The organism is Metabacillus sp. KH_069 (genome assembly GCF_057838075.1).
This window is the reverse complement of the sequence record NZ_CM174460.1, coordinates 3,447,681-3,469,208: the sequence shown is the minus strand read 5'-3', so window position 1 is coordinate 3,469,208 and position 21,528 is coordinate 3,447,681. Positions and strand designations below refer to the sequence as shown.

Sequence of the window (21,528 nt, the reverse complement as noted above, 5' to 3'; positions counted from 1 at the left end):
AGGATGACAGGAGAGAAGTATACACAGAGGGAAAAAATCGCAATAAGAGCCGAACAGGAAATTGAAAGCGGTTACTATGTAAATTTAGGAATAGGTATGCCAACGCTTGTCGCAAATTTCATTTCAGAAAATAAGCAAGTGGTGCTGCAATCTGAAAATGGTCTGCTCGGAATTGGGCCATTTCCTTCAGAAGATCAGGTGGATCCGGATTTAATCAATGCAGGGAAAGAGACCGTTACCGCGATTAATGGAGCAAGTTATTTCAGCAGTGCAGAATCTTTCGGGATGATCCGGGGGGGACATATTGATCTCGCCATCCTCGGAGGAATGGAGGTATCGGCTTCAGGCGATCTAGCAAACTGGATGATTCCCGGAAAAATGATTAAAGGCATGGGCGGCGCTATGGATCTTGTGCATGGTGCAAAAAAAATTGTTGTGATTATGGAGCATGTCTCTAAAAATGGAGCTCCTAAGATTGTAAAGGAATGCTCGCTTCCTCTTACCGGAAAAGGCGTAGTAAACAGGATTATTACAGACCGGGCTGTTATAGACGTGACTGAGGATGGTCTGAAGCTTGCCCAGGTTTATGACGGTTATACTGTGGAAGAAATTCAGGCGGTTACAGAGCCTGAACTGATTGTCAGTGAACATCTTTTAAAACAGAGACAGTTGGACTAGGGGGAATGTAAATGTTAAGCATGATCGGATTAATCGGCGGTCTGGCATTATTAATTTTTTTAACAATGAAAGGCATGAACCTGCTTGTTGCAGGTCCATTATGCGCATTATTTGTAGCAGTTCTGAGCGGAATGCCGCTGTTTCCGCAGCTTGTAGGCGAAGGGGAAGCCAATTTCGTAGGAAATTATATGACAGGGTTCTCAAGTTTTGTTACCTCATGGTACTTAATGTTCCTGCTTGGAGCCATATTCGGTAAGGTAATGGAGGACAGCGGTGCAGCAGACAGCGTTTCCCAGTGGATCGTATCCAAAATTGGGATGAAGCGCGCTGTTTTGGCAATTGTTATTGCCTGTGCTGTACTGACATACGGAGGCGTAAGCTTATTCGTTGTAGCGTTCTCTGTGTACCCTATGGCAATCAGCTTATTCAGACAGGCTGACCTGCCGCGCCGTTTTATTCCGGCAGCACTTGCATTTGGTTCTGTTACTTTTACGATGACTTCAGCTGGATCTCCTGAGATTCAAAACTGGATCCCAATTGAGTTTTTAGGTACAACTCCATATGCAGGCTGGGAAGTCAGCTTAATCGTTGCCATCTTCATGATGATTTTCGGCTACTGGTGGCTGAAACGAATGATCAGCAAAGCAGTCGGCAAAGGGGAAAGGTTTGAAGCGAGGGATAATGATCCTAAAAATGAAAACCGTGATTTGCCGAATCCGTTCCTTGGACTGGTTCCGCTGCTGGTCGTCCTTATCATCTCATTTATTTTCCATGATTCTTTAAAGCAGTCTGCTTTAATTATCGCTCTCCTTGGCGGTGTAATCGCGACTTATTTATTAAACAGAAAATATTTCAAATCGTTCTGGAACGCTGTATCCGAAGGAACGATGGGTGCTCTTATAGCAATCGGGAACACAGCAGCTGTAGTAGGATTTGGCGGCGTTGCTAAAGCAGTGCCTGCATTTGAAACCGCTGTCAATGCAATGACGAGCATCCCTGGAAGCCCTCTGATCGGCGGAGCCATCGCGGTCAGTGTTATTGCCGGTATGACAGGTTCATCATCTGGCGGTCAGGCAATTGCCCTTCCGTTGCTTGCGCCTCACTATTTGGATATGGGTGTCAACGCGGAAGCACTTCACCGCACAATCTCGATTTCTTCCGGAGCGCTTGATTCATTGCCGCACAATGGTTATGTTGTTACGACGGTTCGCGCAATTTGCGGAGAGTCTCACCAGGCAGCTTACGGTGCAGTTGGAGCAGTAACTGTTATTGTTCCTCTATTAGGAACAATACTTGCAATCATCTTGTTCTCTCTTGGACTGGGAATCTAATACTGGAGGTTTACGATTTTGGAAAAAGATCAAGTTGTTTTTATAACAGGAGCTGCGCAGGGCATTGGCTATGAAATGGCAAAGGCTTTTGCAGAAAACGGAGCTAAAGTAGCCCTGACAGATTTAAACGAAGAAAAAGTAGCAGAAAGTGCCGAATCATTGAAAGCATTAGGGTATGAGGCGATCGGTATAAAATGCAATGTGACAAGTGAAGATGATATTGCGGCAGCCATTTCGCAGACAGTAGAAGAATTTGGCACCATTCATATCTTAATGAATAATGCAGGACTTCAGCATGTCTCAATGATTGAAGATTTCCCGACAGAAAAATTTGAGCTTCTTATCAATGTGATGCTTGTTGCACCATTTATTGCTACGAAACATGTTTTTCCAATCATGAAGAAGCAGAAATTCGGCAGAATCATCAATTTATCATCAATAAACGGTCTTGTCGGTTTTGCCGGAAAATCCGCCTACAACAGTGCCAAACATGGTGTGATTGGATTAACAAAAGTTGCAGCGCTTGAGGGTGCTGCAGACGGAATCACGGTTAATGCCATTTGTCCCGGTTACGTCGACACGCCGCTTGTCAGAAATCAGCTGAGTGATCTTGCAAAGACAAGAAATGTTCCTTTAGAAAGTGTTCTGGAGGAAGTCATCTATCCGCTTGTCCCGCAAAAAAGATTGCTTCAAGTGTCTGAAATTGCTGACTATGCATTATTTTTGGCAAGTGAAAAAGCAAAAGGAGTCACTGGTCAGGCAGCTGTCATTGATGGAGGCTACACGGTGCAGTGATAAATGGTACTTATCGCTTATTCTAAAAACCGAAAAAACGTTCGGTCTAGTGAAAAAGTATGATAAATAGTTTCCTGAAAATTCCTTCTATTTAATCAAGCTTGTTTTACCTCCATTCACATATAATGGAAGTAAAACAAGCTTCTATTTTTTCATAAATCTGTACAAGCAAAGAGAAGCTTAACTATCTTGTACCTGAAGTCGCGTGCCGAAATTATTACGGCTTTAGGAAGGTGATCTTATGCTGCAGACAGTAGTTGTGGCGTCATTGATTGGGGGGTTAATGGGTTTACTCGGTCATATTAAAAAGAAAGGAAGGATAGAAAAACCAAGAATGACGAAACGGTTTATCTACTTAGGATTCTGGGAAGATATTGCAATGGGAATAACAGCTTCAATCCTGCTTGTTTTATCTACAGAACCCTCATCCTCATTTCAGCTTGTCGTGCTTTCAATTATCGCTGGGTACAGCGGGGAAGCGGTACTAAGGAGTTTTGACTTTGTCAGACAGCAGCAGGACAGCGCAGTGCAGCCAGAAAAAGACAATGAGCGTCAAGCAAAATAACCTCCTGATGACAGCAAACTCACTTCTTAATCTCTCAACATCTTACACTTCTCATTTCGCAGAAATTGAATATCTCTGCCGCCCATCATCCGATTTCCGCTTTTTCTTCATTTAACAACTTGCATCACGGTAACAAATTCTATAAAATACAATATATAAAGGTATACGATATGAACGGTGATAAGGAATAGTAGCAGACTTTAGATGCTCAGAGAATTGACGGCAGGTGCGAGTCAATCATCTATTGTCTGTGAACTCGTCTTTGAGTTACAGACGTCAACTGCAGTTCTGACTGCACAGTAATGTCTGTCGTGATCCACGTTACGGATGCTTAAGTGAGTGCCTATTGCTGGCGCTAAATTGGGTGGTACCGCGGGAAATCAAACCTCTCGTCCCTTATTGGGATGAGAGGTTTTTTTCTATTGTGCGGTTTAATCCGGGGGACAGCCGTTCAGACTGAATACTAAAAGCGAAGAGCAACGCACCAATTTGAGGAGGATCTATATGAGTTTTAAGCACGAAAAAGTTGAGAAAAAATGGCAGAATTACTGGCTTGAAAATAAAACATTTAAAACAACAGAAGACGAAGGCAAACCGAAGTTTTACGCGCTGGATATGTTTCCGTATCCATCAGGAGCAGGTTTGCACGTAGGACACCCTGAAGGCTTTACGGCAACAGACATTTTGTCCCGCGTAAAACGGATGCAGGGGTTCAATGTTCTTCATCCAATGGGCTGGGATGCATTTGGTCTTCCGGCTGAGCAGTACGCGCTTGACACAGGAAATGATCCTGCTGAATTTACAGCAAAAAATATTAATACGTTCCGCCGTCAAATTCAGAGCCTGGGCTTTTCATATGACTGGGATCGTGAAATCAATACAACGGACCCTGAATATTACAAATGGACACAATGGATCTTCCTTCAATTATATAAAAAAGGATTGGCATACGTTGATGAAGTAGCTGTAAACTGGTGTCCTGCACTGGGAACGGTTTTGGCAAACGAAGAAATCATTGACGGCAAAAGTGAACGTGGCGGACACCCTGTTGAGCGCCGTCCAATGAAACAATGGATGCTTAAAATTACTGCTTATGCTGACAGATTAATTGAAGACTTGGAAGAAGTGGATTGGCCTGAGAGCATTAAAGAAATGCAGCGCAATTGGATTGGCCGTTCAGAAGGTGCTCACGTTCATTTCGGCATTGATGGTCATGAACAATCGTTCACTGTTTTCACTACTCGTCCTGATACTCTTTTCGGAGCAACTTATGCCGTGCTTGCACCTGAGCATGCGCTTGTAAAAGAGATTACAACTGAAGATCAACAAGAAGCGGTTGCTGCTTATATCGATAAAGTGAAAAGCAAAAGTGACCTTGAAAGAACAGATTTAGCTAAAGAAAAAACGGGTGTATTCACAGGCGCCTATGCATTAAATCCTGCAAATGGCGAGAGAATGCCAATCTGGATTGCCGATTATGTTTTAGTCAGCTATGGAACAGGAGCTATTATGGCGGTTCCGGCTCATGATGAAAGAGACTATGAGTTTGCAAAAACATTCGATCTTCCTATTAAAGAAGTAGTAGAAGGCGGAGATGTTGAGAATGAAGCTTACACTGGTGATGGACTACATGTAAACTCTGACTTCCTTAATGGCTTAAATAAACAAGACGGCATCGAAAATATGATTAACTGGCTTGAAACAAATAAAAAAGGCGAAAAGAAAATCACATATCGTCTGCGCGACTGGCTTTTCTCCCGTCAGCGCTACTGGGGTGAGCCGATTCCGATCATTCATTGGGAAGACGGCACAATGTCTGCGGTACCTGAAGATCAGCTTCCGTTAACATTGCCGAAAACAACTGAAATCCGTCCATCCGGCACAGGCGAATCACCGCTTGCCGTGATTGAAGAATGGGTGAATGTGACAGATCCTGAAACAGGCAAAAAAGGCAGACGTGAAACAAATACAATGCCTCAATGGGCAGGCAGCTGCTGGTACTACTTGCGCTATATTGATCCGAAAAATTCAGATCATCTTGCTGATCCTGAAAAAATTAAAGAGTGGCTTCCTGTTGATACGTATATCGGCGGAGCAGAGCATGCCGTTCTTCACTTGCTGTACGCAAGATTTTGGCATAAGGTTTTATATGACCTTGGAATTGTGCCGACAAAAGAGCCATTCCAAAAATTGTTCAATCAGGGAATGATTCTTGGCGAAAACAATGAGAAAATGAGTAAATCTAAAGGAAACGTTGTAAATCCGGATGATATTGTAGCAAGTCACGGAGCAGATACTTTACGTTTATACGAAATGTTCATGGGACCGCTTGAAGCCTCAATTGCATGGTCTGAAAAAGGATTAGACGGAGCACGCCGTTTCTTGGATCGTGTATGGCGTTTGTTCATTGAAGACAACGGGGCATTAAGTCCAAAAGTGACAGATGACATGTCTGACAGCTTAGAGCGCGTCTACCATCAAACAGTTAAGAAAGTAACGGAAGATTACGAGGGCTTGCGATTTAACACAGCCATTTCTCAATTGATGGTATTCATCAACGAAGCATACAAAGCAACTGTACTTCCGAAAGCCTACATGGAAGGATTTGTGAAATTATTGTCTCCGGTTGCTCCGCATCTTGCTGAGGAATTATGGGAAAAGCTTGGACATGAAGGAACGATTTCCTATGAAACATGGCCGGCTTATGACGAAGGCAAATTAGTTGAAGATGAAGTTGAAATTGTTGTTCAGGTCAACGGCAAATTAAAAGCAAAACTGCATGTTCCAAAAGATGCAACACGCGAGGAAATGCAGGAAATTGCCCTTTCTGATGCTGCAGTTAAAGAACAAGTAGACGGCAAGACAGTCCGTAAAATCATTGCGGTGCCAGGAAAGCTGGTAAACATCGTAGCAAACTAAGAAAAGCGGAACCGACTGTTCAGCTCCGACAGGCAGATAAGGATTCGGCAGAAAAGGCGCTTTTTGCCTTTACTGCCGAATCCTTTCTGACCGAGGAGTTAGGAGGTGGAGCTGGACAATGAGAAAAGCGAAACCGCCTGTTCAGCGCAGTCAGGCAGATAAGGAATCCCCGAAAGTCTGGGTTTGACTGACCGAGCATTTAGAAGGCGGAGTTTAACAATAAGAAAAACAGATGCAGGCGCTGATGCAGTGCCTGCTTTTTTCTGTTATCGCAGCATAGATGTCTTAAACTGGTATGGGCAGACTACGTTTTGGTATAATAAACTCATCTGCTAGTGAAAGGGAGTAATCTAAATGAAAGAAATTTCGACAGAAGCATTACATAAGAAACTTAAAAGCGGCGAAACATTGAATCTTGTAGATGTTCGTGAAGATGACGAAGTAGAAGAAGGCATGATACCAGAAGCGAAACACATTCGAATGGGAGAAATCCCTGAAAAGCTCGATGCTTTTGATAAAGAGAAAGAATATATCATCATCTGCCGCTCAGGCGGACGCAGCGGAAATGTCTGCTCATATCTTGAGGAACAAGGCTATAAGGTTACAAATATGGCCGGCGGCATGCTTGACTGGAAAGGCGATACAAAACGCAAAAGTGAATTAGGTTAAAGTTAAGTAGGATCCCTGTTTAGAACAGGGATTTTTTTAATGTTTTGGCATTTATTGAGCGAAGGATTGTTAGGACCCGGGTTCAAGATAATAAGCCTACAATCATTGAGAGTAAGCTTATAGGTTACTTGCCAGATTCACATTTTTACTTGCCGGAATAGCTTCTTTACTGGCGAAAATTGGAGAAATACTTGCCGTTATGGAGGAATTACTATCTTTTTTCCAAATTACTCCTAGTGTAACGGATTAGTTTGTTCAGTATTTAAACCATCCTTAGAATGAAAACGCTATCATAATCTTATACCCGCCAAAATACAATAAAATAAGGAGGGATGTGATATGTCTGAATATCACAAGCTTGATGTAACGGACCGGGTGCTTGCAAGGCTCCATGGGGATTTCATGGAATTGTACATTGGGAAGGAGTATATCGGGAAGCTTGTCATAACTTCTGAGGGACGGGAATATGAATTAGAAAGCGGATTTGTTGTGGAAGAGGACAGGTTTTACCGGATTTATGAAAGAAATTGTGAGCTTCAGCAGCAATATGCAGAAGGGTATGATATGGGATGGTGTTAAATGTACAAGGTAGCCGTTTTTGATAAGGAGCATGAAAAAGATCTTGAACGTGAAATAAACCACTTTTTAAAATCGATCTCAGACGAACAGCTTGTGGATATAAAGTACAACGTGGCGGCTGCCTGCAATGAAGATGGCGAGCAGCTTTATTGTTTTTCAGCGTTAGTCTTATACAGAACATAAAAAAAGGAAGCAGCTACAGGATAGCCGCTTCCTTTACATATTCTGCGGCATTTTTGCCGGCGAGTCTGCCTGTAACGAGCGCAGACGTAATGTTGTACCCTCCTGTATATCCATGGATATCAAGAATTTCTCCGCAAAAGTAGAGACCATTCATCACTTTGGAAGCCATTTGTTTTGGGTGTATTTCTTTTACGGATACACCTCCGCCAGTTACGAATGCTTTATCAATGGACAATGTTCCATGTACGTTAAACTGGAACTGTTTGCAGTCAGAGGTAAAGCTGCGCAATTTCTCCATAGATAAGTTCGCAAATGTCACTTGCTGGTCAATTCCGTTCCGCTCCAATAAAAAGTGAAGATATCGTTCAGACAAAAAGCCTTTTAATACATTTTTAACGGCCTTTTTTGGTTCTGCTTTTAACAGCTTCACTGTCTGCTGGAACAATTCCTCTGAATTTACATCAGGAAAAGAATCGATGCTCACCGGAATGGAAGTTGTTTTAAACTTTTTCATTGCTTTTACAACATACTGACTGCAGCGAAGGACAGCAGGGCCTGAAATGCCAAAGTGGGTGAAAATCATGTCCATTTGGTGGGTCTTAATGACTTTGCCTTTAGGATTCAGAACACTTAATGCAACATTTCTGAGCGACAGACCCTGCAGTGTTTTTTCCTGAATGAACGGCTCATTTGAAGTAATCGGAACTTCTGTCGGAAAAAGCTCTGTAATCGTATGGCCGGCTTTTTCTGCCCATGCATAGCCGTCCCCCGTGCTTCCTGTGTGAGGTACGCTTTTGCCGCCAACTGCAATGACTACAGCGTTTGTGCTGATGTATTCTCCATTCTTTAAAAGAACTCCCGCAGCTTTGCCTTCTTTATAATCTACTGTTTCAACAGGTTCATTTGTCCGGATCGTCACATGAAGTTCTTTCAGCTGGTTAAGCAGCGCATCTACAACAGATTGAGCCTTATCTGTTACAGGAAACATCCTGCCGTGATCTTCTTCTTTAAGCTGTATGCCGAGCTTTTCAAAAAAACGAATGATATCTTCATTGCTGAATTCTGAAAAAGCACTATATAAAAAACGTCCATTTCCCGGGATATGCTTGACAATTTCATCGATTGGCAGCCGGTTCGTTACATTACAGCGTCCGCCGCCGGAAATGGCGAGCTTTCTTCCCAGCTTATTTCCTTTATCCAGCAGGAGTACATTAGCACCTTGTTCTCCGGCAGCAATTGCCGCCATCAAACCAGAAGGGCCGCCTCCGATAATGACCACATCATATTTCATTTGCTCACAACCTTTTTCTTTCTAAAAACCTTATTTCCTATCTTATTATAGCTGAATCGGAAAGAAATCAAAATACGGCCGTTTTATTATCGGATGAGCTGTGCACAAACATTATTGTTATGGCAGTTTATTGTGTTAAAATAGAAAAGTTGAATCTTCAGAGAGAAATTGGTGATTTCATAAATGTCGAATAAATTATTAAGAGGGACGTTAGTCTTAACGCTCGGCACATATATTTCGAGAATATTAGGGATGATTTACATTATTCCGTTTTACGCGCTTGTCGGAAAGGACGGCGGAGCATTATATCAAATAGGATATGCACAGTACGCCGTATTCCTTGGAATTGCAACAATGGGTTTTCCCCAGGCGGTATCAAAATTTGTCTCCAAGTATAATTCAATCGGAGATTACGAGACCAGCAGGAAAATGTTCAGAGTCGGCATTTCCGTTATGTTTGGAACAGGAGTTTTAGCTTTTGCCATTCTATACTTTTTGGCCCCGTTTTTAGCTGAAAGCTCGCTTGGTCAGAGAGAACTTGGAAATACCACGATAGATGATGCTGTTCTGGTTATTCGAATGGTCAGTCTAGCACTGATTGTTGTTCCGATCATGAGCTTAATCAGGGGATTCTTCCAAGGCCATCAGTCTATGGGGCCGACTGCTGTATCCCAAGTCATTGAACAAATTGTAAGAATTGCTTTCTTGCTGGCTTCTACATACCTGGTTTTAAAAGTATTTAACGGAACGCTTGTCACTGCTGTCGGGTATTCTACATTTGCTGCATTTGTAGGAGCAATAGGCGGACTGCTGATCTTGTTTGTTTATTGGCAAAAACGCAAACATACACTTGATGCATTGAGGGAAAATGCTGTACCTTCTGCTGACATGCCGGCCGGCCGGATGTTCAAGGAGCTTTTCTCCTATGCCGGCCCGTTTGTTTTTGTTGGACTTGCTATTCCTTTATATACGTACATCGATACAAATACTTTTAATAAGGCAATGGTGGCAGGCGGATTTGAAAAAATTTCAACGGACATCTTTTCAATTGTCACTTTATACTTGCCTAAACTGGTAATGATTCCTGTTTCACTTGCAACAGCTTTTGGGCTTACACTTGTTCCAACCATCACCAAGTCATTTACGAATAAAAACATGACCCTTGTGAACCGGCAGATTGACCAGGCATTTCAAATTATCATTTTTCTGACACTGCCTGCGATTGTCGGCCTTGTGATACTTGCTGAGCCTGCTTATATGGTGTTTTATGAAAATGACCCGGATGGGCCTGGTCTTCTTAGATGGTTTGCTCCCGTAGCCCTTCTGTTTTCATTTTTCACTGTTACAGCGGCTGTTCTTCAAGGAATTAACAAGCAGAAGCTTGCAGTCATATCACTTGCGTTCGGATTGATCATTAAGATTGCTTTAAATGCACCGCTGATTGAAGCTTTCCAGGGTCACGGTTCGATATTGGCCACTGCGCTCGGTTTTGGTGCATCTGTTATATATAGCTTTGCCATGATTCACCGTCACGCCGGATATTCCTTTAAACTGCTTTTTAAACGGACAGTTTTTATAGCGATTCTCACAGCCTTTATGGCACTTGTAGTTTCCGTATCACAATCTATCTTGTCCATTTTCATAGATTATGCCGATGGCAAGATGCAATCGGTTATAATCCTGTTGATCTCAATAGGTCTGGGAGCGGCAGCCTATTTGTATGCTGCTCACCGTTCACACTTGCTTGAAAAACTTTTGGGAAATCGTTTTTCCTTTTTAAATCGAAAGAAGAAGGCTGCTGAATAAACAGCCTTCTTTTTTAATAGGAGGATCTTTATTTTATGAGGATAGATAAACTTTTATCAAACATCGGCTATGGCAGCCGAAAAGAAGTCAAACAGCTGTTAAAAACAGGTGCAGTAAAAGCGGATGGAGTCAGTATTAAAGATGCTAAGACACATGTCGATCCTGCAGAACAGATGATTACCGTACATGGGGAGACAGTAGAATATAAGGAGCATATTTATTTGATGCTGAATAAACCAGGCGGCTATCTCTCGGCTACAGAGGATTCTGTTCAGGAAACCGTTATTGACTTGCTGGAAATGGAAGACGCGGTTTACAAGCCGTTTCCGGTAGGACGCCTTGATAAAGATACGGAAGGGCTTCTGCTGCTGACGAATGATGGCCAGCTGTCACATCAGCTGCTTTCTCCAAAAAAACATGTACCCAAAACGTATTATGCAAAAATTCTCGGCAAAGTGACTGAAGACGATGCAGCAGCGTTTAAACAAGGTGTAGAGCTTGATGATGGATATATGACGAAACCTGCATCACTTGTCATTCTTTCAGCAGACGAGCAGTCTGAAATAAACATTACCATCACAGAGGGCAAGTTTCATCAGGTAAAACGAATGTTTGAAGCTGTTGGAAAAAAAGTAACTTATTTAAAAAGAATCAGCATGGGACCGCTTTTGCTTGATGAAAATTTGGCATTAGGCGAGTACCGCGAGCTTACGGATGAAGAAGTGGAAGCCCTGCAGAATGCTAAAGCAGTTGAATTATAAAAGAACGACTTAAACCATCAGGAAAAAAACCAGCCATATCATGATTGGCTGGTTTTCTTATGTATACAAAACGTTTCGGTTTTCCATTGTTCAGTCTCTTCATTAAGAAGACATTTTTCTAACCTTCTTCTGTGTAATTGTCCATTTGCCTCGGCTTGGGCTCCGAACCAGGTCATTATACGCTAACACATTTAAATCTCTTTGAATGGTTCGTGGTGTAATACCAAATTCGTCGACAAGCTGCTGAGTTGTCACAGTACCTCTTTCATGGATAAACATGTAGACAGATTTGATACGAGTTAGCATACGGTTTGTTGAAGGTTTCAAAAAACCACTCCTTATCATTTGATCGTACGGCATAGCCTACTACAACCTACGATGTCCCCTACTGCAGATGTTACTGTACTTATTTAAATTATGAACGCTACAACAATATTTTACACGATTTCGACAGCTTCATACTAGTGATATGCTCGAATTAACAAAATTTTTACATAGTTTTAATCTAATGACATAAAGTTAAAACTTATATATCATATTTTACTATATGTAGTTAATTCTGAATAGTATGACATTTTTGTGTTTATATAGAAAAAGCACCCATTTTTTAGTATGGATGCTTTTTCACATTATTATTAATGTCCTCCAAGGAAAACGAGCTGTATAAAGAATAAAACTGCAAAAATATAAACGAACAGATGAACTTCTTTCCATTTACCCTTTGCTATTTTCATAAGGGGGTATGAAATGAATCCAAGTGCAATACCTGTTGCAATGCTTGAGGTAAGCGGCATGCTGATGATGACGAGAAACGCCGGGAATGCTTCATCAATTTCATTCCAGTTAATCTTTGCAATATTGCCCATCATTAAGCTTCCAACAATAATTAAGGCTGGAGCGGTGATTGCGGCAATTCCAGATACGGCGCCGACAAGAGGGCTGAAGAACGCTGTTAATCCGAAGAGCACAGCAACTGTTAATGTAGTAAGACCTGTACGTCCGCCGGCAGCTACTCCTGCAGAAGACTCAATATAGGCCGTCGTAGGGCTTGTTCCAAACATGGCTCCTACGGTAGTTGCGGCAGAGTCGGCTAATAGGGCTTTGCGTGCATTCGGCAGTTCATTGCCCTTCATTAACCCAGCCTGCTGTGCAACACCGATCATCGTGCCGGTTGTATCAAAGATTGTAACTAGCAGAAAAGAAAATACCACGGCATAAAGGCCATGCTGAATCACTTGTCCGATTGCTTCAACAGGATTCAGGATAATAAATCCTTCCGGCAGGCTCGGCATAGAAACAAATCCTTCTTTAAAAGAAAGTTCACCAGTAAAGAAGGCGATTATTCCAGTAATGATCATCCCGAAAAAGAGGGCGCCATGTACATTTAAACTCATTAATACGAGCGTAACAGCAAGACCGGCAAGTGCCAGGATGACAGGCGGAGAAGTTAAATCTCCAAGCGTTACGAGGTTTTCCGGATGATCTGTCACAATTCCAGTTAAGCGAAGACCGATAAAGGCAATGAAAAGACCGATTCCGGCGGTAATTCCATATTTTAAGTTAGCAGGAATCGCCTCAATCAATTTTTTGCGGAACGGAGTTAAAGATAAAATAAGGAACAGAATACCTGCCACAAATACGGAAGCAAATGCAATCTGGTAACTGACCTGATGGCCTCCGACAACGGAATAAGCAAAATAGGCATTCAGCCCCATGCCAGGAGCAATGGCAATCGGATAATTTGCAGCAAGGGCCATCCACAATGTACCGACGATAGCGGCGATAATAGTTGCAGTAAACACCTGGTCAAAAGGAACACCAGCGTCTGCAAGGATAATAGGATTAACGACGACAATGTAAACCATAGTTAAAAACGTTGTAAGACCTGCCAACGTTTCTGTGCGCACTGTCGTTTGATTTTCTTTTAATTTAAACATAAGAGCCTCCAATTAACGAACGTTTTTACAAAACATTTATAATAATATTCGTTTTTCAGGTAAATTGCAAGGATTATTCTTTTTAGTCTTCTTTTAGTTTCTCCTATAGAAGCTTTCTTATGTCCGCGTCCTTTGGTATCTTACTAGGTAAGGACCTATTGAAATAAATATGAAAAGGGGTTTTGAAAATGGATTGGATGCAGGAAGTTTTAAGCAGAAAAGAAGATTTTATTAAAGACACTCAAGAATTTTTGCGCATTAAAAGTTTGCTTGATAAAAAAACAGTCAAGGAAGGAGCTCCATTTGGAAAGGGAATTAATGAAGCTTTGACTCACATGCTTAAAAAAGGAGAAAAAGACGGATTTATTTCTAAGAATCTCGAAGGCTATGCAGGGCACCTGGAAATGGGACAAGGGGATGAGATCGTTGGCATTCTGTGTCACGTCGATGTTGTGCCCGAAGGTGACGGATGGAGCAGCGATCCTTTTGGGGCGGAAATAAGAGACGGTAAAATCTTTGCGCGCGGAGCCATTGATGATAAGGGACCGACGATGGCAGCTTATTATGCGATGAAGATTGTAAAAGACCTTGGACTTCCATTGAATAAAAGAGTCCGCATGATTCTTGGAACAGATGAAGAAAGTGACTGGGGATGTGTTGATCACTATTTTAAACATGAGGAAATGCCTGCACTCGGCTTTGCACCTGATGCGGATTTTCCGATTATTAATGCTGAAAAAGGAATTATCGATGCAAAGCTTACATACTTTTTTGATAAAACATTAAGCAGCAAAGCCGGAACAAAACTTCTTTCTTTTCAATCAGGAAGGCGCTTCAATATGGTTCCGGATCATGCAGAAGCTCTTATTCAGTCAGTGGATTCAAAGGGGCTTAAAGATAAATATAACAAGTACTTAAATCAATATGATATTACAGGCAGCGCTTCTGAAGAAAATGGAGTGCTTACCCTTAAAGCTGAGGGTGTTTCTGCGCATGGGAGCTTGCCGCACACGGGCAAGAATGCGGGACTTCTGCTCTCTCTCTTCCTTGCAGATGAAGAATTGGACCATAATGGAAAAGGATTTATCAGACAGATTGTTGCCTTCTTCAGCAATGATACGAGCGGTGAGAAGCTTGGCATTCAATTTGAAGATGAGGTGAGCGGTCCGCTGACTGTTAATCTTGGCATCATTTCATTCGACAGTGAAAAATCAGGTGAGCTTGGTGTGAATATCCGCTATCCTGTAACAGGTGATGTTGAAAGAATTTCTGAAGGGCTTAAATCAATCAGCGAGTTTCAGCTGGCAGCTTTTAGTGATTCAAAGCCTCATTATGTCGATGCTGAACATGAATTGATTCAAACACTGAAAAAAGTATATGAGGAACAGACAGGAGATCGTGCTGAACTAATTGCAATTGGAGGCGGAACCTATGCCCGTTCTCTGAAGGCTGGTGTGGCATTTGGACCGATGTTCCCGGGAAGACCTGATGTCGCTCATCAAAAAGATGAATATGTCATCATTGACGATTTGCTTAAAGCTACTGCCATTTATGCACAAGCCATTTATGAATTGGCAAAATAATGTTAACGAATCCATCCTGTTGTGGTAGGATGATTGAAGAAGCTTTTTGGCCGCTCTCTGTTACTGGAGGGCGGTTTTTCTGGGAGTTCAGCCTTTTAAAGGAATTCCCGATTTATTAATTAGGGTTATGTATTGTGATCTGGTTTTATTGTTGAAATGAAGAAGGAACATTAAAGAAAGAAGGCTGCTGTTTTGGAATATTCATTGCAAAGAGAGCATCGTACAACTAGAGTTCATTTTTATTCTTTTTATTTTTTAGTGTTTTTTGCTTTCGGTTCGCTGTTTCCGCTGCTGCCGGTTTACCTTAAAGACAGTGCCGGGCTTTCTGGAAGTCAGATTGGCATGATCATGAGCATCAGTCCTGTAGTCATGATTTTAATTCAGCCTTTATGGGGTATTTTGAGTGACATGACGCAAAAACCAACTGTTTTATTAACAATTGCACTGACGCTTGCAGGGGTTTTTGGACTTGTTTTTTCAATGATTGATACATATATGTGGATGATCGCCATCGCTTCTCTCCTTGCGATTGTACAGAGTGCGCTGATTCCCTTATCAGACAGCATCTCAATGAATTACGTTCAAAAAACGAAAACGGAGTACGGTTCGATCAGGCTGTGGGGAGCGGTTGGATTTGCGGTTGCTGTAATGGCTGTAGGACAGCTTTCCGAGCTTTTTTCATTAAGTATGATTTTCTATGCGTTTGCCCTTATTTTATTTATTGCAGTGTTTTTCGCCTATCAGCTTCCTAATGAAAATAAAACGATGCAAATCAGCATCAGGGAAGGAATAAAGGAGCTTGCGAATGTTCCAAGGTATTTTTTATTTTTATTCGTTGCTTTTCTGGTGCTCGGACCGATCTTAGCGAACAATATTTACTTTGGTATTTTTGTGGCGGAGCTTGGCGGGGGACTGACTGGAATTGGCATAGCATTTCTTCTTGCAGCAGGCAGTGAAGCGCCTTTTATGAAATTCGCCAGCAGCTGGATCAGCAGACTTGGGATGATGAACATTCTCATGATGGCAACTTTTATTTCAAGCATCAGATGGTTTCTGTATTTTACCGAGCCTCCGCTTGGAGTCGTTTATGTGACGACCATCGCTCAAGGATTTTCTGTAGGCTTATTTATTCCGGCGGCCCTTCAGTATGTGAGAGATCTTGCGCCGATTTCTGTTGGGGCGACAGCCATTTCCCTTTATTCATCTGTAGGAAACGGTCTCGGAAACTGGTTTTGCACCTTTTTCGGAGGGTTGATCTTAGAGGGTTTTTCTATTCTATATGTGTATTTGTTTTTTGGAATCCTCTCGTCCATCGCGTTACTTGTTTTAGCTATCATGAATATAAGAATGAGAAAAGCTGCTCCGGTTTAAGTTCCGGGCAGCTCTTTCTGTTGCTTAGGTAATAATAAAAGTCAAAAGGCTGCGGACAGGGTTCTTTTCTGTCTATCGGAGCTAACCAAGCGATTCCGCTTTTCGGATTGTCTAGCTCCATCGCCCAGCTCCTCGGCCAGAACAAATTCCCCCAAAAAGTCAAACCCGGACTTTTCGGGTGAATTCTTATCTGTCTGTCGGAGCTAAACGGGCGATTCCGCTTTTCGTTATTCCTGAAGAAATAAATCACTTGATAAATAGCGCTCGCCTGTGTCGCAGGCGATGCACACGACAACATCATCAGGAGTGAGACGTTTTGCTACTTCCAGCGCAGCAAAACAGGCAGCGCCTGATGAAGGGCCGACCAATATGCCTTCTTCTGCGGCAAGGCGGCGTGTAATGTCGTAAGCCTGATCATCTTTAATTTTAAAAATTTCATCATAAACGCTTTGATTCAGAATTTCAGGGATGAATCCGGGACTGGTGCCTACAAGCTTATGCTTGCCGGGTTTTCCGCCCGACAGGACAGGAGACCCTGCTGGCTCAACAACGTGAACTGTCAAATCAGGATAATGCTCTTTCAGCTTTTCGCCAGTTCCTGTAATGGTTCCGCCTGTTCCCGCAGTTGCCACAAATGCAGACAGTTTTTTTCCAAGCTTATCCATTGCAGAAATGATTTCAGGCGCTGTGGATTTGCGATGGGCATCTGAATTTGCTTCGTTATCAAACTGCATTGGAACAAAGCTGTCCGGGATTTCTTTTGCCAGTTCGTTCGCTTTATTGATGGCACCCGGCATTTTCTCATCGCCTGGAGTCAGTACTACTTTAGCGCCATAAGCTTTTAATAGATTAATTCGTTCCTGGGTCATCGTGTCGGGCATAACGAGAATGGCTTTATAGCCTCTCGCAGCGGCGTTCATTGCAAGCCCAATGCCGGTATTGCCTGAAGTCGGCTCAATAATCGTGGAGTTCTTATTTAATAGGCCTTGTTTTTCAGCCTCAATGATCATATTTAACGCGGCTCTGTCCTTTACACTTCCGCTCGGATTGAAAAACTCAAGCTTCAAATAGACGTCCGCCCCGTTTTCAGGGTTCAGCCGATTTAATTTTAATAAGGGAGTGTTGCCAATTAAATCGGCTATATTTTCAACTACACGCATTTCTCTCAGCTCCTTTATTTGATATGATAGCATATATTTTTTCAGCAGCCATCCAAAGCGCTTGATTATATTCTTGCCTGTATCTTTGATAAAATGAAAACTAAAGTAATTTTTGCGCTCTTGGCTATAATAAGACACTTCTGAAAAAAATTAAGAACAGGAGTCTTAAAAAATGACAATGACACATTTTTTTATAGGTATTTCACTTCAGGAAGCAGCAGCAAAATCTATTTATGATCAAACGTCCCTTTTAAGGGAAGAAAAACTGTTTAAATCTTGGGTCCACCCGCTTGATTATCATCTTACACTGGCCTTTTTAGGCCATCCATCATCTGAAAATCAATTAAATCAGGTGAAGCAGGTTCTTGAGAAAAACCTTGCCAGCTATCATTCCTTTGATCTGCAGATAACTGAATTCCAGACATTCGGGAGACCGCAGTCTCCAAGGATTTTCTGGCTGGGAATAGAGGAATCTGAAAAACTCGCAGAGCTTCGCAGCAAGGTTTATCAGATATGTCAGGATGCTGATTTTAAACTGGACGAGCGTCCGTTTGCTCCTCATATTACAGTGGCAAGGAAATGGATCTCAGAAAAAGATTTTTTAGAGCAGCTCATTCCTTCACCTGAAAAGCTGAGCTTTAAAGTGACTGCTGTGGATCTTTTCAAGACAAAGCTGGATGAAGTGCCTAAATATCATTCTATACACAACGTGATGCTGCGCTGAAAAAAGGTTTGCCTGTCATCCTGTGTACCAACAAATGCAAAGCAGGGATAACTATGAAATGGATAAAAATTTTAATTCAAATTGCTTGTTTATATTTTTTTTACCTGGCTGGAATCTATATACAGCAGATGTTGCAGCTGTCTATGCCAGGAAGTATCATCGGCATGTTTCTTCTGTTTTTCTGCCTTTCTTTAAAGATCATCAGGCTGCCGCTTTTAAAAGCAGGAAGTTCTATGCTGTTAAGTCATTTATCCCTGCTTTTTATACCGGCGACGGTCGGTTTAATCGATCATTTTAATTTGTTCAGCGGAAAAGGAATCATCAGTGCGCTTGTCGCTCTATTCAGTACGGCCCTTGTTATGATTTCGTCCGCTGCCATCGGTCAAAGGCTTATGAATTCAAAAGTGTCCGAAAAAAGAGGAGAAGTCTAATGTTTTTAGCAGTACTGTACATAGCTTTAACGATTGTTGTTTATGCAGCCATGAGGCAGCTCTATAAGAAGTATCCGCTTCCTTTTCTTGTACCTATAGCTACATGCACTTTTATTATCATTCTTCTTTTATTGGGAAGCGGAACGGATTATGCAGAGTACATGAAAGGCGGCATCTGGATTGACGGGCTGCTTGGTCCTGCGGTTGTGGCTTTGGCCTATCCTTTATATGAAAGCCGCCGGATTCTGAAAAAATATGCTCTTACGATTGTTGCAAGTGTTTTTGCCGGAAGCATCATTGGCATTGGCAGCGGAACGCTTCTTGCGGGGGTTTTTCATGTGGATGAAGAGCTGATATTATCTCTTGCACCAAAATCAGTCACAAATCCGATTGCAATGGATATTGCAGACATGATGGGAGGTATACCGGCGCTTGCTGCCATTTATGTAGTCATTGCAGGGGTCTCTGGTGCCATGTTTGGGCCATCTTTGCTGCAGCTTTTTGGCATTCATCATCCAGTAGCAAAAGGAATTGGACTTGGTGCTGCATCACATGGAACAGGGACGGCCAGAGCACTGGAACTGGGTGAGCTTGAAGGTGCCATCAGCTCGATTTCAATGACTTTATGTGCCATTTTTACAGCGATTATTTGCCCGCTGCTCGCACCATTTATTTTAAATATGCTTTGAGGAGTTGAAAAAAGTTGGCTCAATTAATCAAGATCCATTCTTGCATATCGCGCTATGAAATGGATATATACCGCTACCAAAGCCAATTTCTGCGCTTAAAAAAACAGCAATGGCAAATGATCAAGCTTGCATACGAAAATAACGAGTTTCAGCATTTTATAAGCCGCGAATCGGAGACAATGGATGAGGCAGGAGGAATAGAGGGAAATGAGAATTTTCTAAGCAGGGTGAGAAATAAATTTGGGAAGAAAGAAGAAACACTGTCTTACGATTTGACCATTCCGGCTGCTGATCAGCAAACAGATACAATGGAATTGATCTTTCACTCTGTTCCCCGGTCTATGGAAGAGTTGAAAGTCAAATTTATGAATCACATCTTTCAATTCCAAATGAAGTGGGCAACGTCTACCATTCGTGAAAAATCTTATGCAGATGCATCATTCTGCGAAGATGAAAGGCTGCATGAACTTCTTCAGAAATTGCCGGATCAGCATCTTATCATGTATCATCCTGTTTTCAAAATGAAGAATACATCCATTGCGCTTGACCCGATTTTAATAAGCCCGGGAGAAATCGTTTGTATACATTATTTAGAAGGAGAACAGCACGATGTTTTTGAAGGTTCATCTGAACGCTTCTGGACAGTGAATCCGGGAAATCATGAAAAAAAACAGCTTTCTCCCTTAATCAGTCTGAATCGGACTGGAACAATCGTGAAGCAATTACTCAGAGAAAGAAATATCAAACTTGAAATAAAAAAGGTGCTGATTTGCAAAAATGGGTTCATTGAGTTTCCCCAGGCGCCATACGACGTAACAATTGCAGACAAACGGAATTTCAATCAATGGTTTCAAATTTACAGAGATTCTTCAACTCCGATTAAGCATGATCAGCTGAAAGCTGCTGAGATTCTTTTGTCTCAATGCTTGATTGACTCTTTCCGGAGAAACGATTAATGCGCCTTTAGGCGTATTTTTTTATCGTTTCATACATACAGTTTCACCAAAAAAAGCTATAATTTTACTAGACTGGGAATATCTAATGAGATATTCATGGAATTATTGAAGATAATGGAGCTAAGAATGAAAAACAGCATATACTTTATCATTAACCCTCTTGCCGGGAATGGCAGATCATTACGTGTTTGGAAAAAGGTAAAAGCTGAACTTGAACGGAATCATGCAGACTATCGTTCTTTTTTAACTGAATATTCAGGTCATGCTGAGATACTGGCCAGGCAAATCGCGACGATTCAGGATTATCATCTGAAGACAGTTATTGGAATTGGCGGAGACGGGACGATCCATGAAATCGTAAATGGGCTGAGTGAATTTCATTCTGTGCAAATCGGATTTATTCCAGCCGGATCCGGAAATGACTTTAAGCGAGGGTACAACCTTTCTTCTAAAGATCCGTCATCGATTTTTCGCAGGCTGCAAAGGCAAGTGAAAAGCTTTGACCTTGGTCAATATCACACAGGGCAGATGAACCGTTTCTTTGTAAACAGCATGGGCGCAGGATTTGATGCGTATGTTGCAAAGCTTTCAAACGAAATGGAATTAAAGAAATGGCTGAATAAATTCCAGGCAGGTTCTTTTATTTATATAGCTGCCCTGCTGAAAGGGCTTTTTAGTTACAAGCCAAGTGCCGTAACTTTGACTGTTGATGACACAGATTATGTATTTGAAAATGTCTGGCTTGCTGCAGTCAGCAATCACCCCTTTTATGGGGGAGGAATGAAAATTTCCCCAGCTGCAAAACCAGATGACGGTGTACTTAATCTCATCGTTGTGCATAATTTATCAAGATTAAAGCTGATGCTGCTCTTTGGTCTGGTTTTTGCAGGAAAGCACACACGTTTAAAAGAAGTTCATACGTTTACGGCGAGGAAAATAAAAATTGCAGGAGCTGCTCCGCTCATGATTCATGCTGACGGAGAATACATAGGCGAAACACCGGTCACAGTCACATTGAGACCTAAAAGCATAAAGTATTATACGTAACTCTAATATCAAGTTGTTTCACTATGGGTATACTGATGTGATGAAACAACTTT

Annotated in this window: 21 protein-coding genes and 1 other annotated feature; of the genes, 17 read left to right on the top strand and 4 right to left on the bottom strand. The window is 41.9% G+C overall.

Going from position 1 to position 21,528, the window contains the following annotated elements; genetic code table 11:
- Positions 1-3: 3 nt before the first annotated feature.
- The 8 genes from AC3ISE_RS17450 (at position 4) to AC3ISE_RS17415 (ending at position 7,719) form a co-directional block, all read left to right on the top strand.
- Complete coding sequence (locus tag AC3ISE_RS17450; protein ID WP_191555832.1) at positions 4-678, top strand: CoA transferase subunit B; 675 nt, start codon at positions 4-6, stop codon at positions 676-678.
- 11 nt (positions 679-689) lie between these two features.
- Entirely contained in the window at positions 690-2,009 is a 1,320-nt protein-coding gene (locus tag AC3ISE_RS17445) for a GntP family permease (RefSeq protein WP_430005521.1), read from the top strand.
- 18 nt (positions 2,010-2,027) lie between these two features.
- Positions 2,028-2,804 (top strand): 3-hydroxybutyrate dehydrogenase, encoded by a 777-nt coding sequence (locus tag AC3ISE_RS17440; RefSeq protein ID WP_489221950.1) that lies wholly within the window; start codon positions 2,028-2,030, stop codon positions 2,802-2,804.
- A 241-nt stretch (positions 2,805-3,045) separates the two neighbouring features.
- Positions 3,046-3,369 (top strand): DUF4257 domain-containing protein, encoded by a 324-nt coding sequence (locus tag AC3ISE_RS17435; protein ID WP_430005523.1) that lies wholly within the window; start codon positions 3,046-3,048, stop codon positions 3,367-3,369.
- Positions 3,370-3,537: 168 nt separating this feature from the next.
- Positions 3,538-3,769: a binding site (T-box leader), on the top strand.
- A 104-nt stretch (positions 3,770-3,873) separates the two neighbouring features.
- On the top strand, positions 3,874-6,288 hold the full coding sequence (leuS, locus tag AC3ISE_RS17430) for a leucine--tRNA ligase (RefSeq protein ID WP_489221949.1): 2,415 nt from the start codon (positions 3,874-3,876) through the stop codon (positions 6,286-6,288).
- 354 nt (positions 6,289-6,642) lie between these two features.
- A complete protein-coding gene (locus tag AC3ISE_RS17425; RefSeq protein ID WP_489221948.1) occupies positions 6,643-6,957 on the top strand; it encodes a rhodanese-like domain-containing protein in 315 nt (104 codons plus the stop codon).
- A 339-nt stretch (positions 6,958-7,296) separates the two neighbouring features.
- Positions 7,297-7,536, top strand: a complete 240-nt coding sequence (locus tag AC3ISE_RS17420) for a DUF2553 family protein (protein WP_133313465.1) — start codon at positions 7,297-7,299, stop codon at positions 7,534-7,536.
- On the top strand, positions 7,537-7,719 hold the full coding sequence (locus AC3ISE_RS17415; RefSeq protein ID WP_070876571.1) for a sporulation protein Cse60: 183 nt from the start codon (positions 7,537-7,539) through the stop codon (positions 7,717-7,719). It begins immediately after the preceding gene.
- Positions 7,720-7,732: 13 nt separating this feature from the next.
- Here the strand turns inward: AC3ISE_RS17415 and AC3ISE_RS17410 are convergent, their stop codons facing one another.
- Positions 7,733-9,010: a BaiN/RdsA family NAD(P)/FAD-dependent oxidoreductase gene (locus tag AC3ISE_RS17410; protein ID WP_489221947.1), complete on the bottom strand. Its 1,278-nt coding sequence runs from the start codon at positions 9,008-9,010 to the stop codon at positions 7,733-7,735.
- Between the two features lie 183 nt (positions 9,011-9,193).
- Here AC3ISE_RS17410 and AC3ISE_RS17405 point away from each other — a divergent pair, with 183 nt between their 5' ends.
- Positions 9,194-10,816 (top strand): putative polysaccharide biosynthesis protein, encoded by a 1,623-nt coding sequence (locus AC3ISE_RS17405; protein WP_489221946.1) that lies wholly within the window; start codon positions 9,194-9,196, stop codon positions 10,814-10,816.
- A gap of 35 nt (positions 10,817-10,851) precedes the next feature.
- Positions 10,852-11,577, top strand: a complete 726-nt coding sequence (locus AC3ISE_RS17400; RefSeq protein ID WP_489221945.1) for a pseudouridine synthase — start codon at positions 10,852-10,854, stop codon at positions 11,575-11,577.
- 102 nt (positions 11,578-11,679) lie between these two features.
- Here AC3ISE_RS17400 and AC3ISE_RS17395 read toward each other — a convergent pair whose 3' ends face one another.
- Complete coding sequence (locus AC3ISE_RS17395) at positions 11,680-11,904, bottom strand: DeoR family transcriptional regulator (RefSeq protein WP_029278908.1); 225 nt, start codon at positions 11,902-11,904, stop codon at positions 11,680-11,682.
- 308 nt (positions 11,905-12,212) lie between these two features.
- Positions 12,213-13,514 carry an NCS2 family permease gene (locus tag AC3ISE_RS17390; protein WP_154319058.1) on the bottom strand — a complete coding sequence of 434 codons (1,302 nt, stop codon included), beginning with the start codon at positions 13,512-13,514 and terminating at the stop codon, positions 12,213-12,215.
- A 188-nt stretch (positions 13,515-13,702) separates the two neighbouring features.
- Here AC3ISE_RS17390 and pepV point away from each other — a divergent pair, with 188 nt between their 5' ends.
- Positions 13,703-15,097 carry a dipeptidase PepV gene (pepV, locus tag AC3ISE_RS17385; RefSeq protein WP_489221944.1) on the top strand — a complete coding sequence of 465 codons (1,395 nt, stop codon included), beginning with the start codon at positions 13,703-13,705 and terminating at the stop codon, positions 15,095-15,097.
- 192 nt (positions 15,098-15,289) lie between these two features.
- On the top strand, positions 15,290-16,468 hold the full coding sequence (locus AC3ISE_RS17380) for an MFS transporter (protein ID WP_489221943.1): 1,179 nt from the start codon (positions 15,290-15,292) through the stop codon (positions 16,466-16,468).
- 227 nt (positions 16,469-16,695) lie between these two features.
- Here AC3ISE_RS17380 and cysK read toward each other — a convergent pair whose 3' ends face one another.
- Entirely contained in the window at positions 16,696-17,628 is a 933-nt protein-coding gene (cysK, locus tag AC3ISE_RS17375) for a cysteine synthase A (protein ID WP_489221942.1), read from the bottom strand.
- 172 nt (positions 17,629-17,800) lie between these two features.
- On the opposite strand from cysK, the gene thpR reads away from it, so the two are divergent.
- The 5 genes from thpR to AC3ISE_RS17350 all read left to right on the top strand — a co-directional run bounded on the left by thpR (position 17,801) and on the right by AC3ISE_RS17350 (position 21,475).
- Positions 17,801-18,352: an RNA 2',3'-cyclic phosphodiesterase gene (gene thpR / locus AC3ISE_RS17370; protein WP_489221941.1), complete on the top strand. Its 552-nt coding sequence runs from the start codon at positions 17,801-17,803 to the stop codon at positions 18,350-18,352.
- Between the two features lie 53 nt (positions 18,353-18,405).
- Positions 18,406-18,783, top strand: coding sequence for a CidA/LrgA family holin-like protein (locus AC3ISE_RS17365; protein ID WP_489221940.1), 378 nt, complete (start codon positions 18,406-18,408; stop codon positions 18,781-18,783).
- On the top strand, positions 18,783-19,472 hold the full coding sequence (locus tag AC3ISE_RS17360) for an LrgB family protein (RefSeq protein WP_489221939.1): 690 nt from the start codon (positions 18,783-18,785) through the stop codon (positions 19,470-19,472). The genes AC3ISE_RS17365 and AC3ISE_RS17360 overlap by 1 nt, the downstream gene beginning before the upstream one ends.
- Positions 19,473-19,486: 14 nt before the next feature.
- Entirely contained in the window at positions 19,487-20,428 is a 942-nt protein-coding gene (locus tag AC3ISE_RS17355) for an NERD domain-containing protein (protein WP_489221938.1), read from the top strand.
- A gap of 126 nt (positions 20,429-20,554) precedes the next feature.
- A complete protein-coding gene (locus tag AC3ISE_RS17350) occupies positions 20,555-21,475 on the top strand; it encodes a diacylglycerol/lipid kinase family protein (protein WP_489221937.1) in 921 nt (306 codons plus the stop codon).
- The last annotated feature ends 53 nt before the right edge of the window (positions 21,476-21,528 follow it).